This window comes from Rummeliibacillus sp. G93 (assembly GCF_023515935.1).
GTDB lineage: Bacteria > Bacillota > Bacilli > Bacillales_A > Planococcaceae > Rummeliibacillus > Rummeliibacillus stabekisii.
In genome coordinates, this window is sequence record NZ_CP097314.1 from 1,256,077 (window position 1) to 1,280,955 (window position 24,879).

Here is a 24,879-nt window from a genome sequence, read left to right on the forward strand (position 1 = left end):
GCCTTTTTGAATCCCATCAAGGATTAAGCTTTTTTCATTAAACGAGCTTTTTGACGAGAAGCTGCATTTTTGTGGATCAAGCCTTTTGAAGCTGCTTTGTCTAAAGATTTAACAGCAAGAGTTAATAGTTCGTTTGCGTTTTCTTCTTTAGCAGTTAGTGCAGCGTCAGCTTTTTTCACAGCAGTACGCATTGCTGATTTAGCTTGTGCGTTTTGTGCGTTAGCTTTAGTGTTAACTTTTACGCGTTTGATTGCAGATTTAATATTTGGCATTTCAAATTCACCTCCTAAAAAGGATCGAGATGAGTAAATTCTCAACTGTATGTGTCTATACAACAAGCATCATTATAGCAAATGCCTACTATAAAAATCAAGAGACAATAGCAAAGAATATTTACTTGACACAATGGTCAAACTAAAGAAGAGGTGATAGAATGGAAAATTTCAAATGGTCAACTGTTGATTTAGTCGATGAAACAACAGCCTTTATCAATCATAAGACAGAGGAAGAGCGAGAGACACTAAGGGAATCTAATGGAATTGATATAAAAGAAACGTGGGAAAATATCGTAAAGGTCACAGAAGTTATTGTGTCCCAAAAAGGAGAAGAACATATCGGTAAGAAAGAGGGCACGTATGTTACTTTATCTGTACCTACGCTAGACCCTTACGACCAAGAAGGTCTTGAGATGTTCGAAGAGTCGATCATTAGAACACTGCAAAAACTTCATAAAAAAGAGACGCTTGAAAAAGTATTGATAATAGGGTTAGGCAATCGTACGATTACACCAGATGCCGTGGGTCCAATGACGATTGAACAGCTCCACAATCAGGATGAACTAATCCAAGATAGATGTATGATTTATGCGCCAGGCGTAACAGCGCAAACAGGATATGAAACGAGCGAGTTTGTCAAAGCGTTGGCGGATCGAATTAAGCCATCTTTAATCATTGCAATTGATGCTCTCGCGACTAATTCGAGCGAACGACTGTGTAAAACAGTTCAAATTACAAACACAGGCATTCAGCCTGGGGCGGGAGTAGGGAATGCCCGTAAAGAGATTTCGCTCGAAACAATGGGATGTCCTGTCACAGCAATTGGATTACCAACGGTGGTGGATGGTCCTGTATTGATAACAGATGCAATTGAAACCATGTTCAAATATATCTCCGCACAGATATCAGAAGGGAAGTCGCCGTCCAAAGCTTTATCTGTTTCTGCCTATACGCCAAACGAAGAAACGAAGATTCAAACAGAAGCACTGATGCCCATCTTCGGTGATTGGGTGAAGTGGGACAAAGAAGAGCGACTTCAGCTATTCCAAGAAGTTCTAACAGGCCAGCAACGGCTTTTTGTGACGCCAAAAAATATTGATGATTGGCTCTCTGCTTATATCAACATGCTATCGAGTGTTTGTACGCGATGGATTAGTAATGCATAATGGTTCTATCTCTCTCTCCTCCTTCATAAGCTGACAGGAGGAGGGATATAGAATGCGAAGACGCAAACAACGATGGAAATTTAGTTTATTATTCTTAGCAATCTTCTTTTCACTACCTATTATTGCAGCTAAGATCCCGGTGTTGGCTGAACAAAAGCCAAATGGAAAGCCAGTCATTGAGTCCCCTGTACAAGAAACAAAAGTTGCTTATGCTGCTAAAAAGGGGTTAGCTACAAAAGTATCGGACAAAAAATCAAAAGCTTCTTTTGATGCATTGGTATATTTTACACATTCTCATGAAGCTTATGCGCCTATACTTCGAAAACATCAACAGGCAGTAACTGCGTATCATAATACCGAGAATATCCAATCCCTAGGAAAATTGTTCACCAATCATTTTAAACAAAATAATATTCAATTGGACCTTTTGGATGTTGATACTCAGAAAGTGATGAGTCAAAAACAAATGAAGTTTTACCAGGCGTATGATGCAGTACGTCCTTATGTTAAAAAGCAAATAGAAAAAAAAGATTATGATTTAATCTTGGATATTCATAGAGATTCTGCAAAAAGAAATTTATCGACTATCACATATAATGGCACCTCTTATGCGCGCATGGCCATTGTCATCGGAACAAAAAATCCAAGTTACCAGGCAAATGAAGCATATGCTGAGAAGTTGTCTAAAAAAATGGCAGACCTTGTACCTGGTATCTCGCGTGGTGTCATTGCTAAAAAGGGTGCGGGCGTAAATGGAATTTACAATCAAGATTTGTCGAAGCAATCCATTTTAGTTGAAATAGGCGGTGTGGATAACACAGAAGAAGAGTTAAATCGATCAGTCGCGATTTTGGCACGTGCAATCGAAGAAGCGTTTGCTAATCCTAATTCCTAACATTGCAATATATGGCGTTTCACTGCTATAATTCTTAATAACAACATTTCAGTAGATCACCGCTTCTATAGTGGTGTGATAGAAAGAGAAATGAAGCTGAAAAATTGAATTAGTCTAAGGCAACGCATGCAGATAGACGATTCAAAAATGAGGCGCATAGATTATAGGAGCGGAACGAATGAATCGAGAAGAATTAATTAACAGACAAGAACATATACGAAATTTCTCTATTATCGCACATATTGATCACGGCAAATCAACATTAGCAGACCGGATACTAGAGAAAACCCAAGCGCTAACAGCAAGGGAAATGAAAGAACAGCTGCTAGATTCCATGGATTTGGAAAGAGAACGAGGCATTACAATTAAACTAAATGCCGTACAGTTGAACTACACAGCGAAAGATGGAGAAACATATATTTTACATTTAATCGATACACCGGGGCATGTCGATTTTACTTATGAAGTATCACGAAGCTTGGCTGCATGTGAAGGTGCGATTTTAGTTGTCGATGCAGCACAAGGTATCGAAGCTCAAACGCTTGCAAATGTTTATCTTGCGCTAGATAATGACTTGGAAATCTTACCAGTCATTAACAAAATCGACCTTCCATCAGCTGATCCAGAGCGTGTACGAGGTGAAATAGAGGATGTCATTGGACTCGATGCATCTGAAGCTGTGCTTGCATCAGCCAAAGCTGGCATTGGAATAGAAGATATTCTGGAGCAGATTGTTGAAAAAGTGCCAGCACCAATAGGGGATCCGGAAGGGCCATTACAAGCACTGATATTTGACTCTGTATATGATGCATATCGTGGCGTAATTACCTCTATTCGGGTTGTTGAAGGCACTGTGAAACCAGGAGATAAAATTCGCATGATGGCAACAGGCGCAGAATTTGAAGTCATCGAAGTAGGCGTGCATACTCCAAAAATGACGCCAGCGAAGTTTTTAACTGTCGGGGATGTTGGCTATCTCACAGCTTCTATTAAGAATGTAGGAGATACGCGCGTAGGGGATACGATTACCTTTGCAAATCGCCCAGCCACAGAAGCATTACCTGGCTATCGTAAGTTGAACCCGATGGTGTATTGCGGTCTTTATCCAATTGATACATCAAAATACAATGATTTACGGGAAGCATTAGAAAAATTAGAGTTGAATGACTCTGCTCTCCAATATGAGCCTGAAACCTCTCAAGCTCTAGGATTTGGTTTCCGTTGCGGATTTTTAGGTCTCTTGCATATGGAGATTATTCAAGAACGTATTGAGCGCGAATTTAATATTGATCTAATTACAACAGCACCATCAGTTATTTACCATGTTCATATGACCGATGGTGAGGAAGTTAAAGTGGACAACCCTTCAATGATGCCGGATCCACAAAAGATTGATCGTATTGAAGAGCCTTATGTTAAAGCAAGTATAATGGTGCCAAATGATTATGTGGGTGCTGTAATGGAGATCTGCCAACGAAAACGCGGGAATTTCCTGACGATGGATTATATGGATTCTATACGCGTAAATATCCTGTATGAAATTCCGTTATCCGAAATTGTTTATGATTTCTTTGATCAATTGAAATCCAGCACAAAAGGATATGCATCTTTTGACTACGAATTGATTGGTTATAAACCATCAAAACTAGTGAAGATGGACATTCTCTTGAATGCAGAACAGGTCGATGCTTTAAGTTTCATTGTTCACAAGGATTTTGCTTATGAACGAGGCAAGGTTATTGTTGAAAAATTAAAAGAGTTAATTCCACGTCAACAATTCGAAGTACCAGTGCAAGCTGCGATTGGTCAAAAAGTTGTTGCACGTTCAACTATTAAAGCGATGCGTAAAAACGTTTTGGCTAAATGTTACGGCGGCGATATCTCGCGTAAACGTAAACTTCTTGAGAAACAAAAAGAAGGTAAAAAACGTATGAAGCAAGTCGGCTCAGTTGAAGTCCCGCAAGAAGCGTTTATGGCTGTACTTAAAATGGATGATGATCAACCGAAAAAATAACATAAAATTACAATGTTGTTGGAAATATGCGTAAGTAGCTCTTATAGATAAAAACACCTGATGAGGTTTTTCAAGCTCATCAGGTGTTTTTCATTTTTCAATTAAATAGCCATGTCACCGCCTGTTAAGAAATGTCATATGATACTTTTAGACGAATAACTAAAAGTTGATGAATAAAAAGGTAGGAGGAGAGTTATGCCCGTAAGAACTGGATCCCAATATATTGAACAGATTGACCAATTGAAAGCTAATATTTGGGTTGATGGAGAACAGGTGACAGGAAATATTTCTGAACATCCTGCATTTAGAGGTGTAATGAAGAGTCAGGCTAGGTTATATGATTTACAGCATGATGAAATATTAAAAGATAAATTAACCTATCTCTCTGAGGGGAAGGGTGATCCTGTAGGACTTTCCTTTCTCATGCCAAGGTCAAAAGAAGATTTAGCGAAGAGAAGAGAGGCTATCCAGCTATTGGCAAGAGAAAGCAATGGCATGATGGGACGAAGCCCGGATTATATGAATACAGCACTTATGGCTATGGCTTCATCTGCCCATTTATTGGAGGGGAAAGATCATTGTTTTCCTGAAAATTTACAAAAATATTATGAATATGTTCGAGATAATGATTTATCGATGACACATACGTTTATCGAACCACAAGTGGACCGCGGCAGTGTTTTAGATAAACCGACGAGTGAGCCAATATCTGCTGAGGTTGTAGAAAGAACGAGTGAGGGTCTTATTGTCAAAGGGGCGCGTTTACTCGCAACCCAGGGCGGTATCACCGATGAAATGTTATTCATTAAAGCGGGGAAGCCATTTGATGAAGAGAGCGGGTTTGCCTTTTCCATTCCAAGTAACACAAAGGGACTCAAATTTATTTGTAGGGAATCATTTGTAAAAGGGGAGTCTGTCTTTAATTATCCTTTAAGTTCTCGCTATGAAGAAATGGATTCTATTGTCGTCTTTGATAATGTCTTAGTACCGTGGGATCGTGTATTTTACTATGACAATATTGATGTCGCACAGTCCTTTTTAGGTAGGAGTTCTTTTCAACCTTTTGGACTACATCAGGTGTTATCCAGACAAATTGTGAAAACAGAATTTATGCTGGGAATCGTTCAATCAATTATAGAATCTATCAATATTTCAGGCTTTCAACACGTACAAGAAAAGGCTACCGAAATTATTGTGGCACTTGAAACTTTAAAAGCCTTGTTGATCAAATCTGAAGTTGAAGCAAAGATGAACGAAGCAGGTTTGATGCAGCCGGATTATACGACTCTTAGAGTTGCCATCAGTATTTTTCCTAAGGTATATCCACGTTTTACTGAAATAGTTCAATTGCTAGGTGCCAGCGGCTTAATGTCTATTCCAACCGAAAAAGCATTTCATTCATCAATTCGAAAAGATATAGACCTATATCTCCAATCTGCTGCAAATAATGCAGAAGACCGTGTAAAACTTTTCCGGCTCGCTTGGGATGCGACAATGAGCTCATTCGGTACCCGTCAGACCTTATATGAACGATTCTTCTTTGGGGATCCAGTAAGATTGGCAATGAGCCTTTATCATGAATATGACAAGAAACCATATGTAGAATTGGTGAAAAAGAAACTTAAATAGAGTCTAAGCATTATTTATAGTCAGACTGAGAGAAAGTACTTAGAAACGAGAAATCGGATAGCCCACGGCTATCCGATTTTGATGATTAAATGGTATAGTTTATCTAATGTGTTGGAGATGCCTTGTTTCGGATAGGATATGATTAAAAGAATTCATATAAGCCGTTCGCAAAGTAATCATATTCCTCTTGATTTATAATTTTATTGCCATATCCTTCAAAAAAAATCTCTCTATCACTATTTTCGAAAACATTAGGCTTAGGACGAATGGCAAGTGCTACATCATATCTTGGATCACCATAAGCCCCTCCCGACCAATCGATCATCCCCGATACTTTACCGTTATGCAACAATACATTATCTATTGTAAAATCGCCATGTATTAATGTTTGTTTGAAATTTTTAGGTTTTTGGGTTTGAATTTTATTTAATATTGCTTCTGACCCATTTACTTCATAGTGTGTGAAGTTGTATGTAGCTTTTAGTAGCATTTCATCAAGCCAAGGCGTTTTATATTTCAATTCAGCGGGACATGAAGTTGAATGTATGCGGGAAAGTGCCTTTCCAAAGACAAATATTATTTCCTCTCTAGTTTCCTTATTTTTCTCATTAGATAAGGCTTCTCTAACAGTTGCTCCTTCTAGGTATTCAATTAGAGCCCAAGTTTGATCTTTGTCACATTTAAATTCTTTTATTTGTGGAATCGGTAAATCTGTTTTACTAGATAAACAATGTAAAACGGAAATTTCTTTGTTCAACCAAGTATTATATAAATGTTCTTTTGTTCTTTTAAGTGCGAAAACAGCCTTTTCACATTCAATAATGGCAACATCTGATGTACAACCCTGTTTTGGGAAACGAATTGAATGGATGGTACCCATGTACTTTTTTATCTCATTAGGAATTTCACTTATATCAAATGGCTGCAAAATAATACACCTTCTTTACAAAGTATTCTAGTTTTCAATCAATTTATAGTGTTACTGTGAACTAAAAAGAACGGACAGCTAGATTCCATCCACCTTTTATATTAATCTAAATCACGTTCTGTCGAATACTCGTTGCCATCCAAATCACTAATGACACGTTTGCCGACTTTCTTTAATTTTAATTCTAATCCATTAGATCCGGTAATCGTATACGTGTTTCCAGCTGTTCTAATTTTTATATTGTTGTAATGATTTTCGCTACTTTTTTCATTGGTGTTTTTTTGAGGATTAGTAGAGGGTTTAATATTGTTCAAAGTGGGATTTGTAATAATCGTTAAGTTACCCTTATTAAAAATAAGTTGGTTGGCTTCTTCGATTTGTCCGCTAAATACGATGTTTTCCAAATCACTTTTCTTTGCAATATATTTCCCCTTATCTGTGTTGCTTGCACAACCAGCTAAAACGAAAATTGACAATAAAGCAATCAAAATCTTTTCATTATACACTCATCTCCTTTAATGTTTATACAAATTATAGGAAAATTAAAATAATTTTACAGGTTATAATCTAAATAAAACTTTTTATATTAACGCGTCTGATTTTCATTAACAGTAAAAATAAACTAAACTATATGACAGGATTAAAAGATGTTAGTTAAGAAGCAGTTTAGAATTTTCAAAAGGAAGAAGGTTTTCAGATTGGCTAGAGGTATTTATATTCATATTCCATTTTGCCATCAGATTTGCAACTATTGTGATTTCAACAAGGTATTTTTTAAAAACCAGCCAGTCGATGAATATATAGAAGCATTGGGTGAAGAAATGCGCATGTGGGCAAGCGACTATAAGGATCACAAAATTGAAACAGTTTTCTTAGGGGGAGGCACACCAACCGCACTTTCACCTGAGCAACTTCAACGTTTATTGTCATTAATTCGCATGTATATACCAATGGAACATGTCACAGAATTTACTTCAGAGGCTAACCCTGATGAATTGACGGAAGAAAAACTGCGCGTTTTATACAATGGGGGCGTTAATCGGCTTAGCATGGGTGTTCAAGCATTCCAAGAGGAGCTTTTGAGAAACTTAGGGCGTACTCATTCCAATGAACATGTATTTGAAACGATCAAGAATGCCAGGAAGGTTGGCTTTGAAAATATCAGCATTGATTTAATGTATGGTTTGCCTGGACAAACGATGGAACAATGGAAAGAAACATTAGCATATGCTTTCTCTTTAAACCTCACTCATTTTTCAGCATATTCATTAATCGTAGAACCGAAAACAATATTTTATAATTTGATGGTCAAAAGAAAGCTTAGTCTTCCAGGTGAAGATTTAGAAGCAGAAATGTATGGTGTGTTGATGGAGGAGATGGAAAAACACGGGTACCATCAATATGAAATTAGTAATTTTAGCAAACCTGGCTACTCTTCTATCCATAATCAAATATACTGGGACAACGATGAGTATGCTGGATTTGGGGCAGGAGCTCATGGGTATATGAATGGTGTACGTTATTCTAATATTGGTCCCTTAAAGAAATATATGGAAGCTATTTCTCGAGGCGAAAAGCCTATTCAACAGACACATGTTGAAACAAAGCAAGAGAAAATAGAAGAAGAACTCTTTCTTGGACTTCGCAAAACAGCGGGTGTCAGCAAAAAGCATTTCTACGAAAAATATCAATGTACTATCGAAAGTGTTTATGAGGATCAGCTGAAAGATTTACTTGAAAAAGAGCTTATTGAAGATGATGGTGACTTTGTCAAACTAACTCGAAAAGGTCGTTTTGTAGGTAATGAAGTATTTCAGCAATTTTTATTGTAGGGTTAGGCATTTCCGTTGACATCATTCTTGAGAGGTGTTAAATTAATAATTGTATTAGCACTCCTTCTTATTGAGTGCTAACAATGTGAGGTGATGATCATGCTAACGAATCGACAGCTGCAAATTCTGCAAGTAATCATAGATGATTTCATTGCGACCGCACAGCCTGTAGGATCTCGCCAAATTGCGAAAAAAGAAGGTATAGGTTTTAGCGCCGCTACCATACGGAATGAAATGGCTGATTTAGAAGAGCTTGGTTACTTAGAGAAAACCCATACTTCTTCTGGTCGGGTTCCTTCCGAAAAGGGTTACAGGTTTTATGTGGATCATATGTTAAAACCTCAAATTATTACAAATCAAGATATCATAACTATTCAATCCTTATTTCAAGATCGGATGATGGAAACCGAGCAAGTAATTCGTAAATCCGCTGATATTTTATCAGAATTGACCACCTACACGTCGATTATTTTGGGACCGGATGTTCAGCTTCATAAAGTAAGGCGATTTTCAATCGTACCGATTTCAGTGGGATCTGCCGTAGCCATTATCGTAACAGATCATGGTCATGTAGAAAATCGATTAATATCGATACCGGAAAACTATTCGCTATCGGATATTGAAAAAGTCGTTAATATACTAAACGAACGGCTTGTTGGAGTTCCACTGGAGCAGATTCACAAAAAGCTGGAAGAAGAGGCAACAGCTGTTATTGCGCAGCATATTGGCTCATATGATGGATTGCTTACGTCAATTTTCGACCTCAATAAATACCACGGTGAAGGTAAAATATACTACGGTGGTAAAACGAATATGCTGAAGCAACCTGAATTCCATGACTTAAATAAAGTTCGAATGCTGATGGAGCTAATGGAAAAAACAAGTCAAATACAGACTATTTTCCCTCATCATCAATCAGGCATTCAAATCCGAATAGGCTCTGAAAACCATCATATAGCAATGGAGGATTGCAGCGTCATCACAGCAACCTACACTATAGGTGAAGAGCAAAAAGGATCAATCGCGATCATCGGTCCTACTCGCATGGATTATAGGCGAGTAGTTTCTATATTAGATTTAATGAGCAGTGGTCTTAGTCGATTTATCGAACGCCACTAGCATGGCCGGTAGAAGAGGAGGGTATTAATTGTCTAAATCAGAAGAAGAAAAAGAACAGTTCGCTGCAAAAGAAGAGACAGCTAAAGAAAATGCAGCACCAAAAACTGATGAAAACGTAGAAGCTGTACCGGAAGAAAAAACGGAAGCAGCTAGAAACGATGAAACAGATGAAAAGGTAGAAGAACAAGTAGACGAGCTAGCGCTACTAGAAGAAAAGCTGGCTAAAGAAGAAGAACGTTACCTTCGTTTGCGTGCAGACTTTGATAACCTAAAACGCCGCACGCAACTTGAACGCGTGGCACAAGAAAAGTATCGTGCCCAAAGTCTGCTGACAGACTTATTGCCAGCACTAGATAACTTCGAGCGCGCTATGCAAGCTGAAGCGACAACGGAAGAGGCAGTATCGATGAAACAAGGAATTGAAATGATTTATCGTTCTCTTGTTGAAGCGACTAAGAAAGAAGGTCTTGAGCCGATTGAATCGCTTGGCGCTGAATTTGATCCCAACATACACCATGCAGTGATGCAAGAACATGACGAGTCAAAAGACCCGGGTATTGTTTTGCAAGAGCTGCAAAAAGGGTATATGCTGAAAGACAGAGTGCTTCGACCAGCAATGGTAAAAGTAAACGAGTAGTCGGATTAAGTAATGAATCACTAGGAGGAATTTTTAATGAGCAAAATTATCGGTATTGACTTAGGAACAACAAACTCTTGCGTCGCTGTACTTGAAGGCGGCGAACCAGTTGTAATCGCTAATAAAGAAGGAGCGCGCACAACTCCATCTGTTGTAGCATTCAAAAACGGTGAACGCCAAGTAGGTGAAGTAGCAAAACGCCAATCTATTACTAACCCAAACACAATTAGTTCAATTAAACGCCATATGGGTACAGACTACAAAGTAACAATTGAAGATAAACAATATACACCGCAAGAAGTATCTGCCATGATTCTTACACACTTAAAAGAGTATGCAGAAGACTATCTAGGTGAAAAAGTATCAAAAGCGGTAATTACAGTACCTGCTTACTTCAACGATGCAGAACGCCAAGCTACTAAAGATGCTGGTAAGATTGCTGGTTTAGAAGTAGAACGTATTATCAATGAACCTACAGCAGCTGCACTTGCATATGGTTTAGAAAAAATGGACCAAGACCAAAAAGTTTTAGTATTTGACCTTGGTGGCGGTACGTTTGATGTTTCTATTCTTGAATTAGGCGATGGTGTATTTGAAGTACTAGCCACAGCTGGGGACAACCGTCTTGGCGGCGATGATTTTGACCAAAAAATCATTGATTATTTAGTAGCGGAATTCAAAAAAGAAAACGGCGTAGATCTATCTCAAGATAAAATGGCTATGCAACGCTTAAAAGATGCTGCAGAAAAAGCGAAAAAAGAACTTTCTGGTGTGACTTCAGCACAAATTTCATTACCGTTCATCACTGCAGGCGAAGCTGGCCCATTACACTTAGAAGTAACTCTTTCTCGTGCTAAATTCAATGAATTAACAGCTGATTTAGTTGAACGTACAATGGTACCAACACGCCAAGCATTGAAAGATGCTGGATTATCTGCATCACAAATTGATCAAGTAATTCTTGTGGGTGGTTCTACTCGTATTCCTGCTGTACAAGAAGCAGTAAAAAATGCAACAGGTAAAGAACCTCATAAAGGCGTTAACCCTGATGAAGTTGTAGCAATGGGTGCAGCTGTACAAGGCGGCGTATTAACTGGTGATGTGAAAGATGTTGTTCTTCTTGACGTAACACCTCTATCACTTGGTATTGAAACAATGGGCGGTGTATTCACTAAATTAATCGACCGTAATACAACAATCCCAACATCTAAATCACAAGTATTCTCTACAGCTGCAGATAACCAACCAGCAGTAGATATTCATGTACTTCAAGGTGAACGTTCAATGGCAGCAGACAACAAAACACTTGGCCGCTTCCAATTGACTGATATCCCGCCAGCACCACGCGGTATCCCTCAAATCGAAGTAACTTTCGATATTGATAAAAACGGTATCGTGAATGTTAAAGCGAAAGATCTAGGCACACAAAAAGAACAAAAAATCACAATTCAATCAGATTCTGGTCTATCAGAAGAAGATATCGAGCGCATGGTTAAAGAAGCTGAAGCAAATTCAGAAGCTGACAAAAAACGCAAAGAAGAAGCAGATCTTAAAAATGAAGCAGATCAACTAGTATTCCAAGTGGATAAAACAATTACTGACTTAGGCGATCAAATTACAGACGAAGAAAAAACTTCTGTAACAGAAGCAAAACAAGAATTGCAAAATGCGCTTGAAGCTGGTGAAACAGAAAACATCAAAAAAGCGAAAGAAAAACTTGAAGGCGTTCTTCAACCTCTTGTAATGAAAGTTTATCAACAAGCAGCTGAAGCGCAACAAGCACAAGCTGGCGCTGAAGGAGAAGGCAAAAAAGACGATGGTGTCGTTGATGCTGACTTCACTGAAGTAGAAGACGATAAAAAATAATTGTGCAAAATCTATATAAAATTAGAACTTAAGCAATGTACCTTTTATCAGAGTATTATAAAGGAAGACAATGCTCTCGGTTATAAGTACTGTAGTAATAGTTCGTTTATGTAGAATAAAAAGATAATCAAAAGCCAAAGACCGCTCTCGGGCTTTGGCTTTTTTAAATGAGAGCTGAAATACACCTTTTCAATAAAAGTGTGTTTTTGCCATTTTATAAATACATGATACAATAATATTTATGTTAAAAGAGCGGAGTGTGAAAGATGGAGAAACGCGATTATTATGACGTCTTAGGAATTAGCAAAACGGCTTCTCAAGACGAAATAAAAAAAGCATACCGTAAGTTATCAAAACAATATCATCCTGACATCAACAAAGAGGAAGGCGCAGATGAAAAGTTCAAAGAAATCGCTGAAGCATATGAAGTATTAAGCGATGAACAAAAAAGAGCGCGTTATGACCAATTTGGCCATCAAGATCCTAACCAAGGCTTTGGCGGATTTGGCGGCGGATTTTCAGGTGCTGAAGGTTTCGGTGGCTTTGAAGATATTTTCAGTACCTTCTTTGGCGGTGGCGGCCGTAGCAGAAGAGATCCGAATGCACCACAAAAAGGCGATGATCTGCAATATCGCATGACTATTAGCTTTGAGGAAGCAGTATTCGGGAAAGAAAAAGAAATTGAAATCCCTCGTGAGGAAACATGCGAAACATGCCATGGTAACGGTGCAAAACCGGGCACGTCCAAAGAAACATGCTCACACTGTAATGGTTCTGGGCAAATTTCGGAAACAGTCAATACACCGTTCGGTCAAATGACAAATCGCCGTACCTGTGGCTATTGCGAAGGAACTGGCCAAATCATTAAAGAAAAATGTCCAACATGCCATGGTGCAGGAACAGTTAAAAAACGTAGAAAAATCAAAGTCAATATTCCAGCAGGTGTAGACGATGGTCAACAATTACGCATAAGCGGCCAGGGAGAGGCTGGGAAAAATGGTGGCCCTTCAGGTGACTTATATATCGTTTTCCATGTACGTGCACACGAAAAATTTGAGCGTGATGGCGACGATATTTATTTGAAATTGCCAATCACCTTCCCTCAAGCAGCCCTTGGCGATGAAATTGAAGTGCCAACAATCAACGGCAAAGTAAAAATGAAAATCCCTGCAGGTACTCAATCAGGCGACCACTTCCGCTTAAAAGGAAAAGGTGTTAAAAATGTGCATGGCTATGGCAATGGAGATCAACACGTCATCGTTCAAATCAAAACACCAAATAAACTAACTGAAAAGCAAAAGGAACTACTTCGAGAGTTCGCAAATATTTCTGGAGATATCCCAGAAGAACAAAGCAGTTCATTAATTGATAAATTGAAGAAAAAATTTAAAGGCGAATAATTAGAGGAGTGATTTGCAAGTGAAATGGTCGGAAATTTCGATTCATACTGCCAATGAAGCAGTAGAACCTATTTCAAATATATTATATGAAGCTGGGGCAAGCGGTATAGTTATTGAAGATTCTCAAGAGCTAGCAAAAACAAGAGAAAATGTATACGGAGAAATTTACGATTTAGACCCGTCAGACTTTCCGGTAGATGGAGTTGTCGTGAAAGCATATTTGCCTGTTACCAGTTTTTTAGCAGAAACAGTAGAAGAGATCAAGCTTGCAATCACAAATCTCCATCAATTTGATATAAATATTGGAGCTAATGAAGTTACCACAAGTGAAGTACAAGAAGAAGATTGGGCAACTGCATGGAAGCAATACTATCATCCTGTTAAAATATCAAATCGTTTCACCATCGTTCCATCATGGGAGGAATATAAGCCAGTTGAGAGTGATGAATTAATCATCGAGTTAGACCCTGGCATGGCATTTGGTACAGGAACACACCCGACAACAGTTCTTAGTTTGCAGGCGTTAGAAAAGTATATTAAGCCAAGTTCTACCGTGATTGATGTCGGCACAGGCTCAGGCGTATTGGCAATTGGCGCGGCGCTCTTAGGAGTGAAAAGCGTTCATGCCTTAGACTTGGATGAAGTAGCAGTTCGCTCTGCGAAAGAAAATGTTGTTTTGAACAAAGTTGAAAATAGTATTAATGTGGTACAAGGAAATCTTCTAGATACAGTAAAAGAACCAGCAGACTTAGTTGTTGCAAATATTTTGGCAGAAATCATCATGACATTTACGAATGATGCTTACTCTATTGTGAAACCAGGTGGATACTTTATCACTTCTGGGATCATAGAAGGGAAAAAAGAAGACGTAAAAAAATCACTGCTTGATGCTGGCTTTGACATCGAAGAAGTGATGATGATGGAAGACTGGGTTACAATTATTTGTCGTAAATCCTAATAGGGTGGAGTGGTATAATGCAAAGGTATTTTATAGAGCAACCCTTTAATGATGAAGTAGCCACGATTCGAGAGGACGATGCGCATCACATTATCAATGTGATGCGCATGCGTCTTGCTGATGAGCTAATCGCTGTACATAATGGAGAAGCATTCGTCTGCAAGATAACAAAGATAGATAATGGTTCGGTCGAAGTGCAAAAAACAGGCGAAGTGCGTCCGAACACAGAGTTACCAATCCATGTAACGATTGCATGTGGATTGCCTAAGGGAGATAAGCTTGAACTTATCGTACAAAAATCAACAGAACTTGGTATGTACGATTTTATCCCATTTGAAGCAGAACGTTCCATTGTAAAATGGGATGCGAAAAAAGGGAAAAAGAAACAAGAACGACTTCAAAAAATTGCAAAAGAAGCAGCGGAGCAATCACATCGAACGCATATTCCAACAATTCATGAACAGTATAGCTTTAAACAGCTATTGCAAGTTGTAGGAGATTATGATGTTGTATTTCTTGCAGATGAAGAAGATGCTAAAGAAACTACGCGAACGCGATTTGCCGAAAGATTAAAAAAGGTGTATGATTATAAATCAATGCTTGTGATTTTCGGTCCTGAAGGTGGGATTGATAGATCTGAAGCCCAAGCACTACAACAATTAGGATGTCAGAGTATCTCGCTCGGACCTAGAATATTAAGAGCAGAGACAGCGCCACTATACGTTTTATCTGCTATATCATATGAATTTGAATGAAAGAGGTGAGCAGCCTTGTCATCAGTGGCTTTTCACACACTTGGTTGTAAAGTGAATCACTATGAAACAGAAGCTATTTGGCAACTGTTTAAAGATGAAGGCTATGAACGGAAAGATTTTGATTATCAATCGGACGTATATGTAATCAATACATGTACTGTAACGAATACAGGCGATAAAAAAAGTCGCCAAGTGATTCGCCGGGCGATTCGTCAAAACCCAGACGCAGTCATCTGTGTAACTGGTTGTTATGCTCAAACATCTCCTGCTGAAATTATGGCAATTCCAGGAGTAGATATTGTCGTGGGTACACAGGATCGTATGAATTTGCTTTCTTATATCGAACAATACAAAAAAGAGCGTCAACCTATCAATGCTGTAAAAAACATTATGAAAAACCGTGTTTATGAAGAGTTGGACGTGCCTTACTTTACAGATCGCACGCGAGCGTCTTTAAAAATTCAAGAAGGATGTAACAACTTCTGTACATTTTGTATTATACCTTGGGCGCGTGGGCTGATGCGTTCTCGTGATCCGCAAGAAGTTGTTCGTCAAGCGCAACAATTAGTGGATGCAGGCTATTTAGAAATTGTCTTAACAGGAATTCATACAGGCGGTTATGGCCAGGACCTTAAAGATTACAATTTAGCGCAGTTGCTTCGTGATCTTGAAGCGAATGTGAAAGGGTTAAAACGTTTGCGAATTAGCTCAATTGAAGCTAGCCAGTTGACTGACGAAGTAATCGAAGTGTTAAGAGATTCTAAAATTGTCGTCAACCATCTTCACATCCCAATCCAATCAGGATCAGATACTGTATTAAAACGCATGCGCCGCAAATATACAATGGAATTCTTCGGTGAGCGCCTTGATCGCTTGCGTGAAGTTTTACCTGACTTGGCTATTACATCAGATGTTATTGTTGGGTTCCCAGGCGAGACAGAAGATGAATTTATGGAAACATACAATTTCATTGCTAAACATCAATTTGCAGAATTGCATATCTTCCCTTACTCAAAACGGACAGGAACACCTGCTGCACGTATGGAAGATCAGATTGATGAAGAAATCAAAAATGAACGTGTTCACCGCTTACTGACATTAAATGATCAGTTGGCAAAAGAATACGCCTCTAGATTTGAAGACCAAGTCCTTGAAGTCATCCCGGAAGAAGTGGTTCAAGAAGGCAAAGATACCGGGCTTCTTACTGGCTATACAGCAAACTACATGAAAGTAGTTTTCGAAGGTAGTGAGGACATGATTGGCAAGTTAGTGAAAGTTAAAATTGAAAAAGCCTACTATCCGCATTCTTATGCACAATTTGTGCGTGTGATGGACACAGTAGAAGTATAAAGAAAATAACAGAAAGCCTAGCGAGACGAATGCTAGGCTTTTTGTTATAGTTAGGAGTAACACAAGAATTGAGGCGATTGAATGAAAAAATTAGCACTATCCTTAATCATCTTGGCATTTATTATTTCTGGCATTACATTAATTGTAAATTATAAAACCAACGAAGGTTTAGTAAACACCCAACAAACTCACCAAAAAAAACAAAAAAATGTGGCTGAAGAAAACCCCAAAGATCACATGAAAACACAGGAAAAGAAAAAGAAAGAAGCTCCACATAAGAGAAAGAAAAAACGATTGGTCATTACGATTGACCCTGGACATCAATTGAAAGCGAATGTTGGACAAGAGCCAGAAGCTCCACATTCTTTACAAACCAAATATAAAGCAACAGTAGGATCTATAGGTATTACAACAAAAAGACCAGAGTACGCTGTTACATTAGAGGCTGCAAAAAAGTTATCTGCACAACTAAAGAAAAAGGGATTTAAAACGATTCTGACAAGACATACGAATGATGTGGATTTATCCAACGTAGAACGTACCAAACAAGCGAACAAGAATAAATCATTTTTGTATATTAGAATTCATGCTGATGGAGCTGAAAATCCAAATGCTTCTGGCTTTTCTGTGATTGCGCCCGCAAAGAATGAACATACAACTTCTTTCTATAAAGAAAGCAAGTGGGCAGCAGAGGATATTTTAAAACAAGTCTCTCACAGGACGGATATTTACCAAAATGGCATAAGCTATCGTGGTGATCAAGCCGGTTTTAATTGGTCAGAAGTACCAGTAGTTTTAGTTGAATTAGGTTTTTTAACCAACCCTAATGATGAAAAAAGACTGTTAGACAGGGATAAACTTGATAAGTTAACAGTCGATATTGCTAAAGGTGTTGAAATTTACTCGAAACGAAAAAAATAAATAACTATTACCGAACAAATTAATTTGAAATCTAATATTTAAGTGTTAAAATATATTAGTAGAAATAATTAAGTCTATATCACATTCCCAACCCTATAATCGCACATACTACCTTTCATAAAGAGTAGTTAATTATGGATTATTAGCTTTGGAATGTCGATTGAAACAATTGATCAGCGAGGATAAAGGTCCCACTGATAAATAGGTTTCATTTTAATTTGGGAGGTTTTTTGAATGAGACGAGTAGAAGGTAAAGTAGCATTAGTGACAGGCGGTGCATCAGGTATTGGTTTATCATCAGCTCAATTGCTTGCAAAAGAAGGAGCAAAAGTAGTTATTGGTGATTTTAATATAGAAGGTGCCAAAAAAGAAGCTGAAGCATTGAAACAACAAGGTTTTGAAGCAACAGCAATCTTTTTAGATGCTGGAAACGAAGATTCTATTAAAGAAGCAGTAGAATTCACAGTCAACACATACGGTACCATCACTACTTTATTTAACAACGTAGGTCTAACTAATCTACGTAAAGATTTAGATGTTGTGAATATGGATTTAGATGAATGGGATCGTTTGATGAACGTTAACTTAAAATCTGTATTGCTTGGTTCTCGATTTGCTATTCCATATATGCAAAAAGCGGGCGGCGGTTCAATTATTAATACAACATCTATGGCTGCCTTTGCATCTGATGCGGTACGTTCAGCATATGGTGCATCAAAAGCAGCTGTAGCTCAATTAACAAAATACATTGCTACTCAATACGGCAAAGATAAAATCCGTTGTAATGCAGTGGCACCGGGATTAATTTTAACTCCTGCTGCTAAGAATAATATGCCACAAGGTATGTTAGATATTTTCTCTAAATATAATGCTTTACCTTATCATGGTGAACCAAATGATATTGGCTATACTGTTGTATTCCTTGCATCAGATGAGTCAAAATTCATGACAGGACAAGTCTTGCAAGTTGAAGGCGGTCACTATATCGCAAACCCATCTATTGCAGATGTTCAAGCTTGGACAGAACAACAAAAATAATAATATTAAAATCCATATGCCCAGCATATGGATTTTTTTATTCTACTTTGGGTAAGTGGTTTTAGTTCTTCTTTTTTATGGATAAACTATATTAAGTCATGGTAGACTTTAGAGGTACGTACAACTTTATTTAAAGGAGAATTTCCAAATGGCTAAAAATTATGCATCATATATCGACCACACATTATTAAAACCCGAAGCAACAGAGGAACAAATCAAAAAGATCTGTGCAGAAGCAAGAGAATATAACTTTGCATCTGTTTGCATCAATCCTTCTTGGGTTAGTCTAGCAGCCGAAGAATTAAAGGGTGCTGACTCTAAGGTGTGTACAGTAATTGGATTTCCTCTAGGAGCTTCAACATCAGCAACGAAAGCATTTGAAACAAAAGATGCCATCGCTAATGGCGCTGACGAAATTGATATGGTCATTAATATAGGCGCTTTAAAGAGCGAACAATATGATGTAGTAGAAAAAGATATAAAAGCTGTTGTTGATGCAGCAGACGGTGTGTTAGTGAAAGTTATTATTGAAACTTGCCTACTATCTACAGAAGAAAAAATCAAAGCATGTGAACTTTCAATCGCAGCTGGCGCTGACTTTGTAAAAACTTCTACTGGTTTTTCAACAGGAGGTGCGACAGTTGAGGATGTTGCATTAATGCGTAAAACAGTTGGAGAGCATACAGGTGTAAAAGCATCTGGCGGCGTGCGAAGCCTCGAAGATTTAGAAGCAATGATAGAAGCAGGAGCTACAAGAATAGGTGCAAGCTCTGGCGTACAAATCATGAAGGGCAACCGTGCAAAAACTGACTATTAATTGAAGCAATAGTATTGACCAAAACCTATTAATAAGTTATACTTTTTTAGTACACAATGATATGACGTATGATTTTATTATTGTGTTTTGACGTGTGTTCGGAGGGAGGGAAAGAGAGATGTCAAAAACTGTCGTTAGAAAAAACGAATCGCTTGAAGATGCTCTTCGCCGCTTCAAACGTACTGTTTCTAAAAGTGGTACAATTCAAGAGGTAAGAAAACGCGAATTCTATGAAAAACCTAGCGTAAAACGCAAAAAGAAATCAGAAGCTGCACGTAAACGTAAGTGGTAATTTAAATTCCTAGACAATCCCTACGTTCTAAACACGCACTATCATGATTTATAAACTCGCAAATGAACTAAGCTGAGAAGTCTTACTAGATTTCTCAGCTTATTTTTTTGAAAGAAAGCAATAAAATTACTCCAAGGAACTAGATATTACTTTGGCTAGATGTGATATTTTCAGTTTTAATCTACAAACTCTTAAAGTATAAGACAAATAAGACATATTATAAATATTTCTTAAATCGCAGTGTAATATAATACACAAGCTTAAATTATGCTACATATCGACCAATTTTAAATGAAAATAAAATGAAACTTCTAGCACTTTCAAACGTAAGTTAGAGTATAAGCTTGTGCGAAGAGGAGGGATCACATACATAACTAATGAAAAAGATCATCATTATATTAATTTGTACGCTATCAGCCGCATTTATTGCGGAACCTAGCTTTGCAGCCCAAGTCTCTGCCGCTTCTTTACCTGGCTGGCAACTTTTTATGACCCATCCCATAACGGTAACAGTGTTACTGTCGCTCGCCAGTTTCGGCCTTGTATTGCAGCTATTTTCACCGCATTTTGGTTTTGGAGGAATACTCAGCATCGTTGCATTGTTGATATTTTACGTCGTTCATTTTATTGCAGGCTTTGCATCTTGGCTAGGTATTATAATGCTTCTAATTGGTGTTGGGCTTGTTTTATTGGAATTTTTACTGCCAGGCGGCATAGTCGGCATTATTGGTTTTGCGGCAATCATTGTCAGCTTGATAAGTTCAGGCGCAAATACAACGCATATGGCTTATGCAGTCTTGATTGCTCTTATTATAGCAGTCGTAGGAATGGTGATTATGATGAAATTTTTCGGCAAAAAACTAAATTTGTTGAACAAAATGGTGTTAAAAGATTCAACCGATACAGAACATGGCTATGTATCAAATCTGAATCGCACTGATTTACTTGGAAAAGTGGCCGTTACCGCTACGCCACTTCGTCCCTCTGGCACTGCCATGTTGGGGGATGAAAGAATCGACGTGGTTACGGAAGGCGGCTATATTGAAGCGCATAGAAATGTAATCATTATTAAAGTAGAAGGCGTCCGTATTGTTGTACGGGAGTCTGAAAACGTATAGGAGGATTAGAATGGCCATTACAGGTAGTTTTATCTTTACAATTATCGGCATTGTTGTTGTCTTTTTGGCTTTAATTATTTTATTTACTTTTGTACCAGTTGCTCTATGGATTTCGGCCCTTGCAGCTGGCGTTAAGGTAAGCATTTTCACATTAATTGGTATGAGGCTGCGCCGGGTTATTCCTTCTCGTATTGTCAACCCGCTCATTAAAGCCCACAAAGCAGGACTTCCTGTTACAATTAATCAATTGGAAAGCCATTATTTAGCAGGTGGTAATGTAGACCGTGTTGTAAATGCATTAATCGCAGCGCATCGTGCGAATATCTCGCTTACTTTTGAACGTTGTGCAGCCATTGATCTAGCGGGCCGTGATGTTTTAGAAGCTGTTCAAATGTCTGTAAATCCAAAAGTTATTGAAACGCCATTTATTGCAGGGGTTGCAATGAATGGGATTGAAGTAAAGGCAAAAGCTCGCATTACAGTACGAGCAAATATTGAACGTCTAGTCGGTGGTGCGGGTGAAGAAACAATTGTAGCTCGTGTTGGCGAAGGGATTGTAAGTACTATCGGTAGTTCAACAAGTCATACAGAAGTTTTAGAAAACCCTGACTCCATTTCTCAAACGGTATTATCAAAAGGCTTAGATTCAGGTACTGCGTTTGAAATCTTATCTATTGATATCGCGGACGTAGATGTAGGCAAAAATATTGGGGCAGAACTTCAAATCGAGCAAGCCCAAGCGGATAAGAATATTGCACAAGCGAAAGCGGAAGAACGTCGTGCTATGGCTGTTGCATCCGAACAAGAAATGATTGCGAAAGTACAAGAAATGAAAGCTAAAGTAGTAGAAGCAGAAGCAGAAGTGCCGATGGCAATGGCAGAGGCGCTTAGAACCGGTAACATCGGTATTATGGACTACATGAATTATAAAAACATCCAAGCTGATACAGGGATGCGTGATTCAATTGGCAAAATGAATCAACAACATGACGGTGGTTCATCTACTGAAAGCTAAGCCTTTGAAAGGAAGCGTTTTGAATGGAAGCACTAATATTCTTGATTATTACATCACTGGTGGGTTACCTTTTCAAAAATAAAGATGATGATGCTTCAAAAACAACGCCTCCAATTAATCGAAAAATAAAGCGTGTTGATCCATCAACACCAAATCGTACGCGTCAAAAAGCAGAAGAATATACACGTAAAGCGATTGGCGAGCTTGAAGGCAAGATGCCTAGGAGTATGCAAAAGCGTGCCGCAGAGACGGTTGAAAAGGCATTGCCAAAAGCTCAGGAATTGATTGAAAGGCAATCGGTAGGAAGAACGCAAAATCCTATTTTTGAAAAGCATAAACATACCACAACTGTACCTACAGAAATAAAGAAAACAGTTGATAAGAAATCAACCGGTTTCAAATTTCCACAAAGTACAAATGAAATGGCAAATGCCATCATCATGGCTGAAATTTTAGGCCCACCAAAATCTAAAAGATAACACATGACCTCCTCCCTTCTAGCATATGCTAAAAAGAGAGGAGGTTTTTTATGTCGAAAAGGCTATTGCAAATAGTGCCGCTGATCGAAATCGAAAACTTCCAGGGAATTCGAATCAGAGGGGATATATTGCTAGAAGCTATTCATGATCATCAAATGGTATTCATTCATGAAAATTTTAAGATAAAGATAGAAGCTGATTCATTTCATGTCAATCTTCTCCGAGATGAATTATTGGCGCTTGATATGAGCAATGTAAAAAAAATTGAGCTTACCAGAATTGAGGATTAGGGATAATGAAAAAAAGCAGAGATTATCGTATGATAGAAATTTGCATAAAACGCACAAAGAAAGTAGAAGCTTTCTTAAATGCTTTAACTAAAAATAATATTATACTTAGAAATTTACGTCTTTCTGAAGAAGAAGTCCGATTTGAAACCATTCGGAAGCATCTAAAAACGATTCGAAGATTGCGTTACCAATACGGTGTTACGTTTCACATTGAGTCTTTAGATGATAATCAAATTTTAAGGAAAGAATGGACTGTATTTGCCGGCATTTTGATTTTGCTCTTCATACCATTTTTCTTTTCACAATGGATTTGGCAGGTGTCCATCGACAATGCGACTCCTGAGCAAGAAGATGAATTATCTGAAACATTGCATGATTTAAACTTAGACGGCCCCATTATGAAAAAAGATAAACCGGACGATTCAGTGATTCGGCAATATATCCTATCAAAACATCGGGACCTTTCATGGGTTCATATCCATCGGAAAGGCAGCAAAATGAGTTTTGAGCCATTAAATGCACCAGCTGTAGATCAAGAAGAAGAAAAGAGTTCAATGAAAGGTGAATTATATGCTAATAAAAGTGGCGTAATTACACACTTTAATCTACAAAGGGGAGAGCGAGTAGTCGATGAAAATGATGCAGTAAAAAAAGGAGACCTCTTAGTAACTGGTATTTTAAAACAAGGTGAAAAAGCAATTTATTATGGTGCAGATGGAGAAGTGTATGCGGATTATTGGATTGAGTCAACATTTACTATGCCCAAAAAAATCACATACGGAACAATGGGTGAAAAAACGTATCATTTTAGATGGGCAAATGAAAAGAAGAGCCCAAATGAATGGAAGGTCGTTAACTTACCAAAATGGCTATCTTCAATAGGTGAAGTATCTATTGAGCAAGAACAGATTGACAAAAAAGTAACACTTGATAAGAATGCGGTAGAAGATATGATTGTTCCCTTGCTACATCAAAAATATTTACGGGACTTGCCGCCGAAAACAGTCATCAAAAAAGAAAAACTTTTGAATGTTACCATTGATAATGATACAGTAAAAGGGAAAGTTTTATTTTTAATAAATGAGAATATTGCGGTAAAAAGTGCGATAACCAAGGAGATTGAGAATGACAGAACAACAACCGATCCAACTCAAAATGCAAGATCCGAATGAAGCAGTCATGCTACTTGGCATATCGGATGCCAATTTGAAATTAATCGAAGAAGCTTTTCAAATCCAAATGATTACCCGTGGTGACTGTATTGTCATTGTCGGTGATGAAGAAAATAAACAACAAGCAAGTGAGTTAGTTGAACAGTTGCTGAAAGTGATCCGTAAAGGTATAAATATCAATCAACGTGATGTAGTCTCAGCTCTTGAAATGTCCAAAAGTGGTACAATGGAGTACTTTTCTGAGCTATATGATGAGGCGATTGGCCGCAATACAAAAGGAAAGATTATCCGTGCTAAAACCATCGGCCAGCGAGAATATATCCAAGCGATTCGCCATAAGGATTTAGTTTTTTGTATAGGGCCAGCTGGTACAGGTAAAACATATTTAGCTGTCGTGATGGCGACACAAGCTTTAAAAAATGGGCATGTAAAACGTATTATTCTAACAAGACCAGCTGTTGAGGCTGGAGAAAGTTTAGGTTTCTTGCCAGGCGATTTGAAAGAAAAGGTAGATCCATACTTAAGGCCTCTCTACGATGCATTGCATGATGTTTTAGGTGCTGAACAAACTGCCCGTATGATTGAACGTGGCACCATTGAAATCGCACCTCTTGCCTATATGAGAGGTAGAACACTGGATGATGCGTTTGTGATTTTAGATGAAGCACAAAATACAACAGAAGCACAAATGAAAATGTTCCTTACTCGTTTAGGATTTGGCTCCAAGATGGTTATTACAGGAGACGAGACACAAATTGATTTACCTCACGGTGCTAAGTCAGGTCTCATCAGCGCTGAAAAAACATTGCGCTATGTAAAAGATGTTGAAATTAAGTTTCTAGAGCAAGCTGATGTAGTGAGACATCCACTTGTTGCAAAGATTATCCAAGCATATGAACAACAAAAATAAGAA

25 protein-coding genes are annotated in these 24,879 nt (G+C 38.1%); 22 read left to right on the forward strand and 3 right to left on the reverse strand.

Annotation, left to right across the window (positions count from 1 at the left end):
• Window positions 1-23: 23 nt before the first annotated feature.
• The gene (gene rpsT, locus M2M59_RS06235) at window positions 24-272 is read right to left on the reverse strand and encodes a 30S ribosomal protein S20 (RefSeq protein ID WP_066786268.1); all 249 of its coding nucleotides are present in this window, start codon (window positions 270-272) and stop codon (window positions 24-26) included.
• A gap of 161 nt (window positions 273-433) precedes the next feature.
• Between rpsT and gpr the strand changes: the two genes are divergently transcribed.
• The 4 genes from gpr to hpaB all read left to right on the forward strand — a co-directional run bounded on the left by gpr (window position 434) and on the right by hpaB (window position 5,979).
• The gene (gpr, locus tag M2M59_RS06240; RefSeq protein WP_147193855.1) at window positions 434-1,441 is read left to right on the forward strand and encodes a GPR endopeptidase; all 1,008 of its coding nucleotides are present in this window, start codon (window positions 434-436) and stop codon (window positions 1,439-1,441) included.
• A 52-nt stretch (window positions 1,442-1,493) separates the two neighbouring features.
• Window positions 1,494-2,336, forward strand: coding sequence for a stage II sporulation protein P (gene spoIIP, locus M2M59_RS06245; protein WP_066786274.1), 843 nt, complete (start codon window positions 1,494-1,496; stop codon window positions 2,334-2,336).
• 178 nt (window positions 2,337-2,514) lie between these two features.
• Complete coding sequence (lepA, locus tag M2M59_RS06250; RefSeq protein WP_147193853.1) at window positions 2,515-4,350, forward strand: translation elongation factor 4; 1,836 nt, start codon at window positions 2,515-2,517, stop codon at window positions 4,348-4,350.
• A 195-nt stretch (window positions 4,351-4,545) separates the two neighbouring features.
• The gene (gene hpaB, locus M2M59_RS06255) at window positions 4,546-5,979 is read left to right on the forward strand and encodes a 4-hydroxyphenylacetate 3-monooxygenase, oxygenase component (protein ID WP_249775775.1); all 1,434 of its coding nucleotides are present in this window, start codon (window positions 4,546-4,548) and stop codon (window positions 5,977-5,979) included.
• A 142-nt stretch (window positions 5,980-6,121) separates the two neighbouring features.
• On the opposite strand, the gene M2M59_RS06260 is transcribed toward hpaB, so the two are convergent.
• Together M2M59_RS06260 and M2M59_RS06265 are read right to left on the reverse strand one after the other, a co-directional pair.
• Window positions 6,122-6,907 (reverse strand): phosphotransferase, encoded by a 786-nt coding sequence (locus M2M59_RS06260; RefSeq protein WP_249775776.1) that lies wholly within the window; start codon window positions 6,905-6,907, stop codon window positions 6,122-6,124.
• Between the two features lie 101 nt (window positions 6,908-7,008).
• A complete protein-coding gene (locus M2M59_RS06265; protein WP_249775777.1) occupies window positions 7,009-7,413 on the reverse strand; it encodes a hypothetical protein in 405 nt (134 codons plus the stop codon).
• Between the two features lie 192 nt (window positions 7,414-7,605).
• Here M2M59_RS06265 and hemW point away from each other — a divergent pair, with 192 nt between their 5' ends.
• From hemW to M2M59_RS06355, 18 genes are all read left to right on the forward strand, one after another.
• Window positions 7,606-8,739, forward strand: a complete 1,134-nt coding sequence (gene hemW / locus M2M59_RS06270; protein WP_249775778.1) for a radical SAM family heme chaperone HemW — start codon at window positions 7,606-7,608, stop codon at window positions 8,737-8,739.
• A gap of 99 nt (window positions 8,740-8,838) precedes the next feature.
• The gene (hrcA, locus tag M2M59_RS06275; RefSeq protein WP_147193844.1) at window positions 8,839-9,858 is read left to right on the forward strand and encodes a heat-inducible transcriptional repressor HrcA; all 1,020 of its coding nucleotides are present in this window, start codon (window positions 8,839-8,841) and stop codon (window positions 9,856-9,858) included.
• 28 nt (window positions 9,859-9,886) lie between these two features.
• Window positions 9,887-10,495 (forward strand): nucleotide exchange factor GrpE, encoded by a 609-nt coding sequence (grpE, locus tag M2M59_RS06280; protein ID WP_249775779.1) that lies wholly within the window; start codon window positions 9,887-9,889, stop codon window positions 10,493-10,495.
• 36 nt (window positions 10,496-10,531) lie between these two features.
• Entirely contained in the window at window positions 10,532-12,361 is a 1,830-nt protein-coding gene (dnaK, locus tag M2M59_RS06285) for a molecular chaperone DnaK (protein ID WP_249775780.1), read from the forward strand.
• Window positions 12,362-12,627: 266 nt separating this feature from the next.
• Window positions 12,628-13,761, forward strand: a complete 1,134-nt coding sequence (gene dnaJ, locus M2M59_RS06290) for a molecular chaperone DnaJ (protein WP_147193839.1) — start codon at window positions 12,628-12,630, stop codon at window positions 13,759-13,761.
• Between the two features lie 19 nt (window positions 13,762-13,780).
• On the forward strand, window positions 13,781-14,719 hold the full coding sequence (prmA, locus tag M2M59_RS06295) for a 50S ribosomal protein L11 methyltransferase (RefSeq protein WP_147193838.1): 939 nt from the start codon (window positions 13,781-13,783) through the stop codon (window positions 14,717-14,719).
• Window positions 14,720-14,736: 17 nt separating this feature from the next.
• Window positions 14,737-15,474, forward strand: coding sequence for a 16S rRNA (uracil(1498)-N(3))-methyltransferase (locus M2M59_RS06300; protein ID WP_147193836.1), 738 nt, complete (start codon window positions 14,737-14,739; stop codon window positions 15,472-15,474).
• A gap of 15 nt (window positions 15,475-15,489) precedes the next feature.
• Window positions 15,490-16,824: a tRNA (N(6)-L-threonylcarbamoyladenosine(37)-C(2))-methylthiotransferase MtaB gene (gene mtaB / locus M2M59_RS06305; protein WP_249775781.1), complete on the forward strand. Its 1,335-nt coding sequence runs from the start codon at window positions 15,490-15,492 to the stop codon at window positions 16,822-16,824.
• An 81-nt stretch (window positions 16,825-16,905) separates the two neighbouring features.
• Window positions 16,906-17,745, forward strand: a complete 840-nt coding sequence (locus M2M59_RS06310; RefSeq protein WP_249775782.1) for an N-acetylmuramoyl-L-alanine amidase family protein — start codon at window positions 16,906-16,908, stop codon at window positions 17,743-17,745.
• A 234-nt stretch (window positions 17,746-17,979) separates the two neighbouring features.
• Window positions 17,980-18,783, forward strand: coding sequence for an SDR family NAD(P)-dependent oxidoreductase (locus M2M59_RS06315; protein ID WP_249775783.1), 804 nt, complete (start codon window positions 17,980-17,982; stop codon window positions 18,781-18,783).
• 148 nt (window positions 18,784-18,931) lie between these two features.
• Window positions 18,932-19,600: a deoxyribose-phosphate aldolase gene (deoC, locus tag M2M59_RS06320; RefSeq protein ID WP_147193830.1), complete on the forward strand. Its 669-nt coding sequence runs from the start codon at window positions 18,932-18,934 to the stop codon at window positions 19,598-19,600.
• 118 nt (window positions 19,601-19,718) lie between these two features.
• A complete protein-coding gene (gene rpsU, locus M2M59_RS06325) occupies window positions 19,719-19,892 on the forward strand; it encodes a 30S ribosomal protein S21 (protein ID WP_004227078.1) in 174 nt (57 codons plus the stop codon).
• Window positions 19,893-20,269: 377 nt separating this feature from the next.
• Window positions 20,270-21,010 carry an NfeD family protein gene (locus M2M59_RS06330; RefSeq protein ID WP_147193828.1) on the forward strand — a complete coding sequence of 247 codons (741 nt, stop codon included), beginning with the start codon at window positions 20,270-20,272 and terminating at the stop codon, window positions 21,008-21,010.
• 10 nt (window positions 21,011-21,020) lie between these two features.
• The gene (gene floA / locus M2M59_RS06335) at window positions 21,021-22,025 is read left to right on the forward strand and encodes a flotillin-like protein FloA (RefSeq protein ID WP_147193827.1); all 1,005 of its coding nucleotides are present in this window, start codon (window positions 21,021-21,023) and stop codon (window positions 22,023-22,025) included.
• A 23-nt stretch (window positions 22,026-22,048) separates the two neighbouring features.
• Complete coding sequence (locus tag M2M59_RS06340) at window positions 22,049-22,504, forward strand: hypothetical protein (protein WP_147193826.1); 456 nt, start codon at window positions 22,049-22,051, stop codon at window positions 22,502-22,504.
• 50 nt (window positions 22,505-22,554) lie between these two features.
• Complete coding sequence (locus M2M59_RS06345) at window positions 22,555-22,794, forward strand: hypothetical protein (protein ID WP_066786320.1); 240 nt, start codon at window positions 22,555-22,557, stop codon at window positions 22,792-22,794.
• Between the two features lie 5 nt (window positions 22,795-22,799).
• A complete protein-coding gene (locus tag M2M59_RS06350) occupies window positions 22,800-23,966 on the forward strand; it encodes a sporulation protein YqfD (RefSeq protein WP_249775784.1) in 1,167 nt (388 codons plus the stop codon).
• Window positions 23,920-24,876, forward strand: a complete 957-nt coding sequence (locus M2M59_RS06355; RefSeq protein WP_249775785.1) for a PhoH family protein — start codon at window positions 23,920-23,922, stop codon at window positions 24,874-24,876. Before M2M59_RS06350 ends, M2M59_RS06355 begins: the two co-directional genes overlap by 47 nt.
• The last annotated feature ends 3 nt before the right edge of the window (window positions 24,877-24,879 follow it).

What these genes read in the sequence shown, in the direction of transcription:
- rpsT (WP_066786268.1), bottom strand. Translation starts at nt 272, where the DNA reads ATGCCAAATATTAAATCTGCAATCAAACGCGTAAAAGTTAACACTAAA.
- gpr (WP_147193855.1), top strand. Translation starts at nt 434, where the DNA reads ATGGAAAATTTCAAATGGTCAACTGTTGATTTAGTCGATGAAACAACA.
- spoIIP (WP_066786274.1), top strand. Translation starts at nt 1,494, where the DNA reads ATGCGAAGACGCAAACAACGATGGAAATTTAGTTTATTATTCTTAGCA.
- lepA (WP_147193853.1), top strand. Translation starts at nt 2,515, where the DNA reads ATGAATCGAGAAGAATTAATTAACAGACAAGAACATATACGAAATTTC.
- hpaB (WP_249775775.1), top strand. Translation starts at nt 4,546, where the DNA reads ATGCCCGTAAGAACTGGATCCCAATATATTGAACAGATTGACCAATTG.
- hrcA (WP_147193844.1), top strand. Translation starts at nt 8,839, where the DNA reads ATGCTAACGAATCGACAGCTGCAAATTCTGCAAGTAATCATAGATGAT.
- dnaK (WP_249775780.1), top strand. Translation starts at nt 10,532, where the DNA reads ATGAGCAAAATTATCGGTATTGACTTAGGAACAACAAACTCTTGCGTC.
- dnaJ (WP_147193839.1), top strand. Translation starts at nt 12,628, where the DNA reads ATGGAGAAACGCGATTATTATGACGTCTTAGGAATTAGCAAAACGGCT.
- M2M59_RS06300 (WP_147193836.1), top strand. Translation starts at nt 14,737, where the DNA reads ATGCAAAGGTATTTTATAGAGCAACCCTTTAATGATGAAGTAGCCACG.
- M2M59_RS06310 (WP_249775782.1), top strand. Translation starts at nt 16,906, where the DNA reads ATGAAAAAATTAGCACTATCCTTAATCATCTTGGCATTTATTATTTCT.
- M2M59_RS06315 (WP_249775783.1), top strand. Translation starts at nt 17,980, where the DNA reads ATGAGACGAGTAGAAGGTAAAGTAGCATTAGTGACAGGCGGTGCATCA.
- deoC (WP_147193830.1), top strand. Translation starts at nt 18,932, where the DNA reads ATGGCTAAAAATTATGCATCATATATCGACCACACATTATTAAAACCC.
- rpsU (WP_004227078.1), top strand. Translation starts at nt 19,719, where the DNA reads ATGTCAAAAACTGTCGTTAGAAAAAACGAATCGCTTGAAGATGCTCTT.
- M2M59_RS06330 (WP_147193828.1), top strand. Translation starts at nt 20,270, where the DNA reads ATGAAAAAGATCATCATTATATTAATTTGTACGCTATCAGCCGCATTT.
- floA (WP_147193827.1), top strand. Translation starts at nt 21,021, where the DNA reads ATGGCCATTACAGGTAGTTTTATCTTTACAATTATCGGCATTGTTGTT.
- M2M59_RS06340 (WP_147193826.1), top strand. Translation starts at nt 22,049, where the DNA reads ATGGAAGCACTAATATTCTTGATTATTACATCACTGGTGGGTTACCTT.
- M2M59_RS06345 (WP_066786320.1), top strand. Translation starts at nt 22,555, where the DNA reads ATGTCGAAAAGGCTATTGCAAATAGTGCCGCTGATCGAAATCGAAAAC.
- M2M59_RS06350 (WP_249775784.1), top strand. Translation starts at nt 22,800, where the DNA reads ATGAAAAAAAGCAGAGATTATCGTATGATAGAAATTTGCATAAAACGC.
- M2M59_RS06355 (WP_249775785.1), top strand. Translation starts at nt 23,920, where the DNA reads ATGACAGAACAACAACCGATCCAACTCAAAATGCAAGATCCGAATGAA.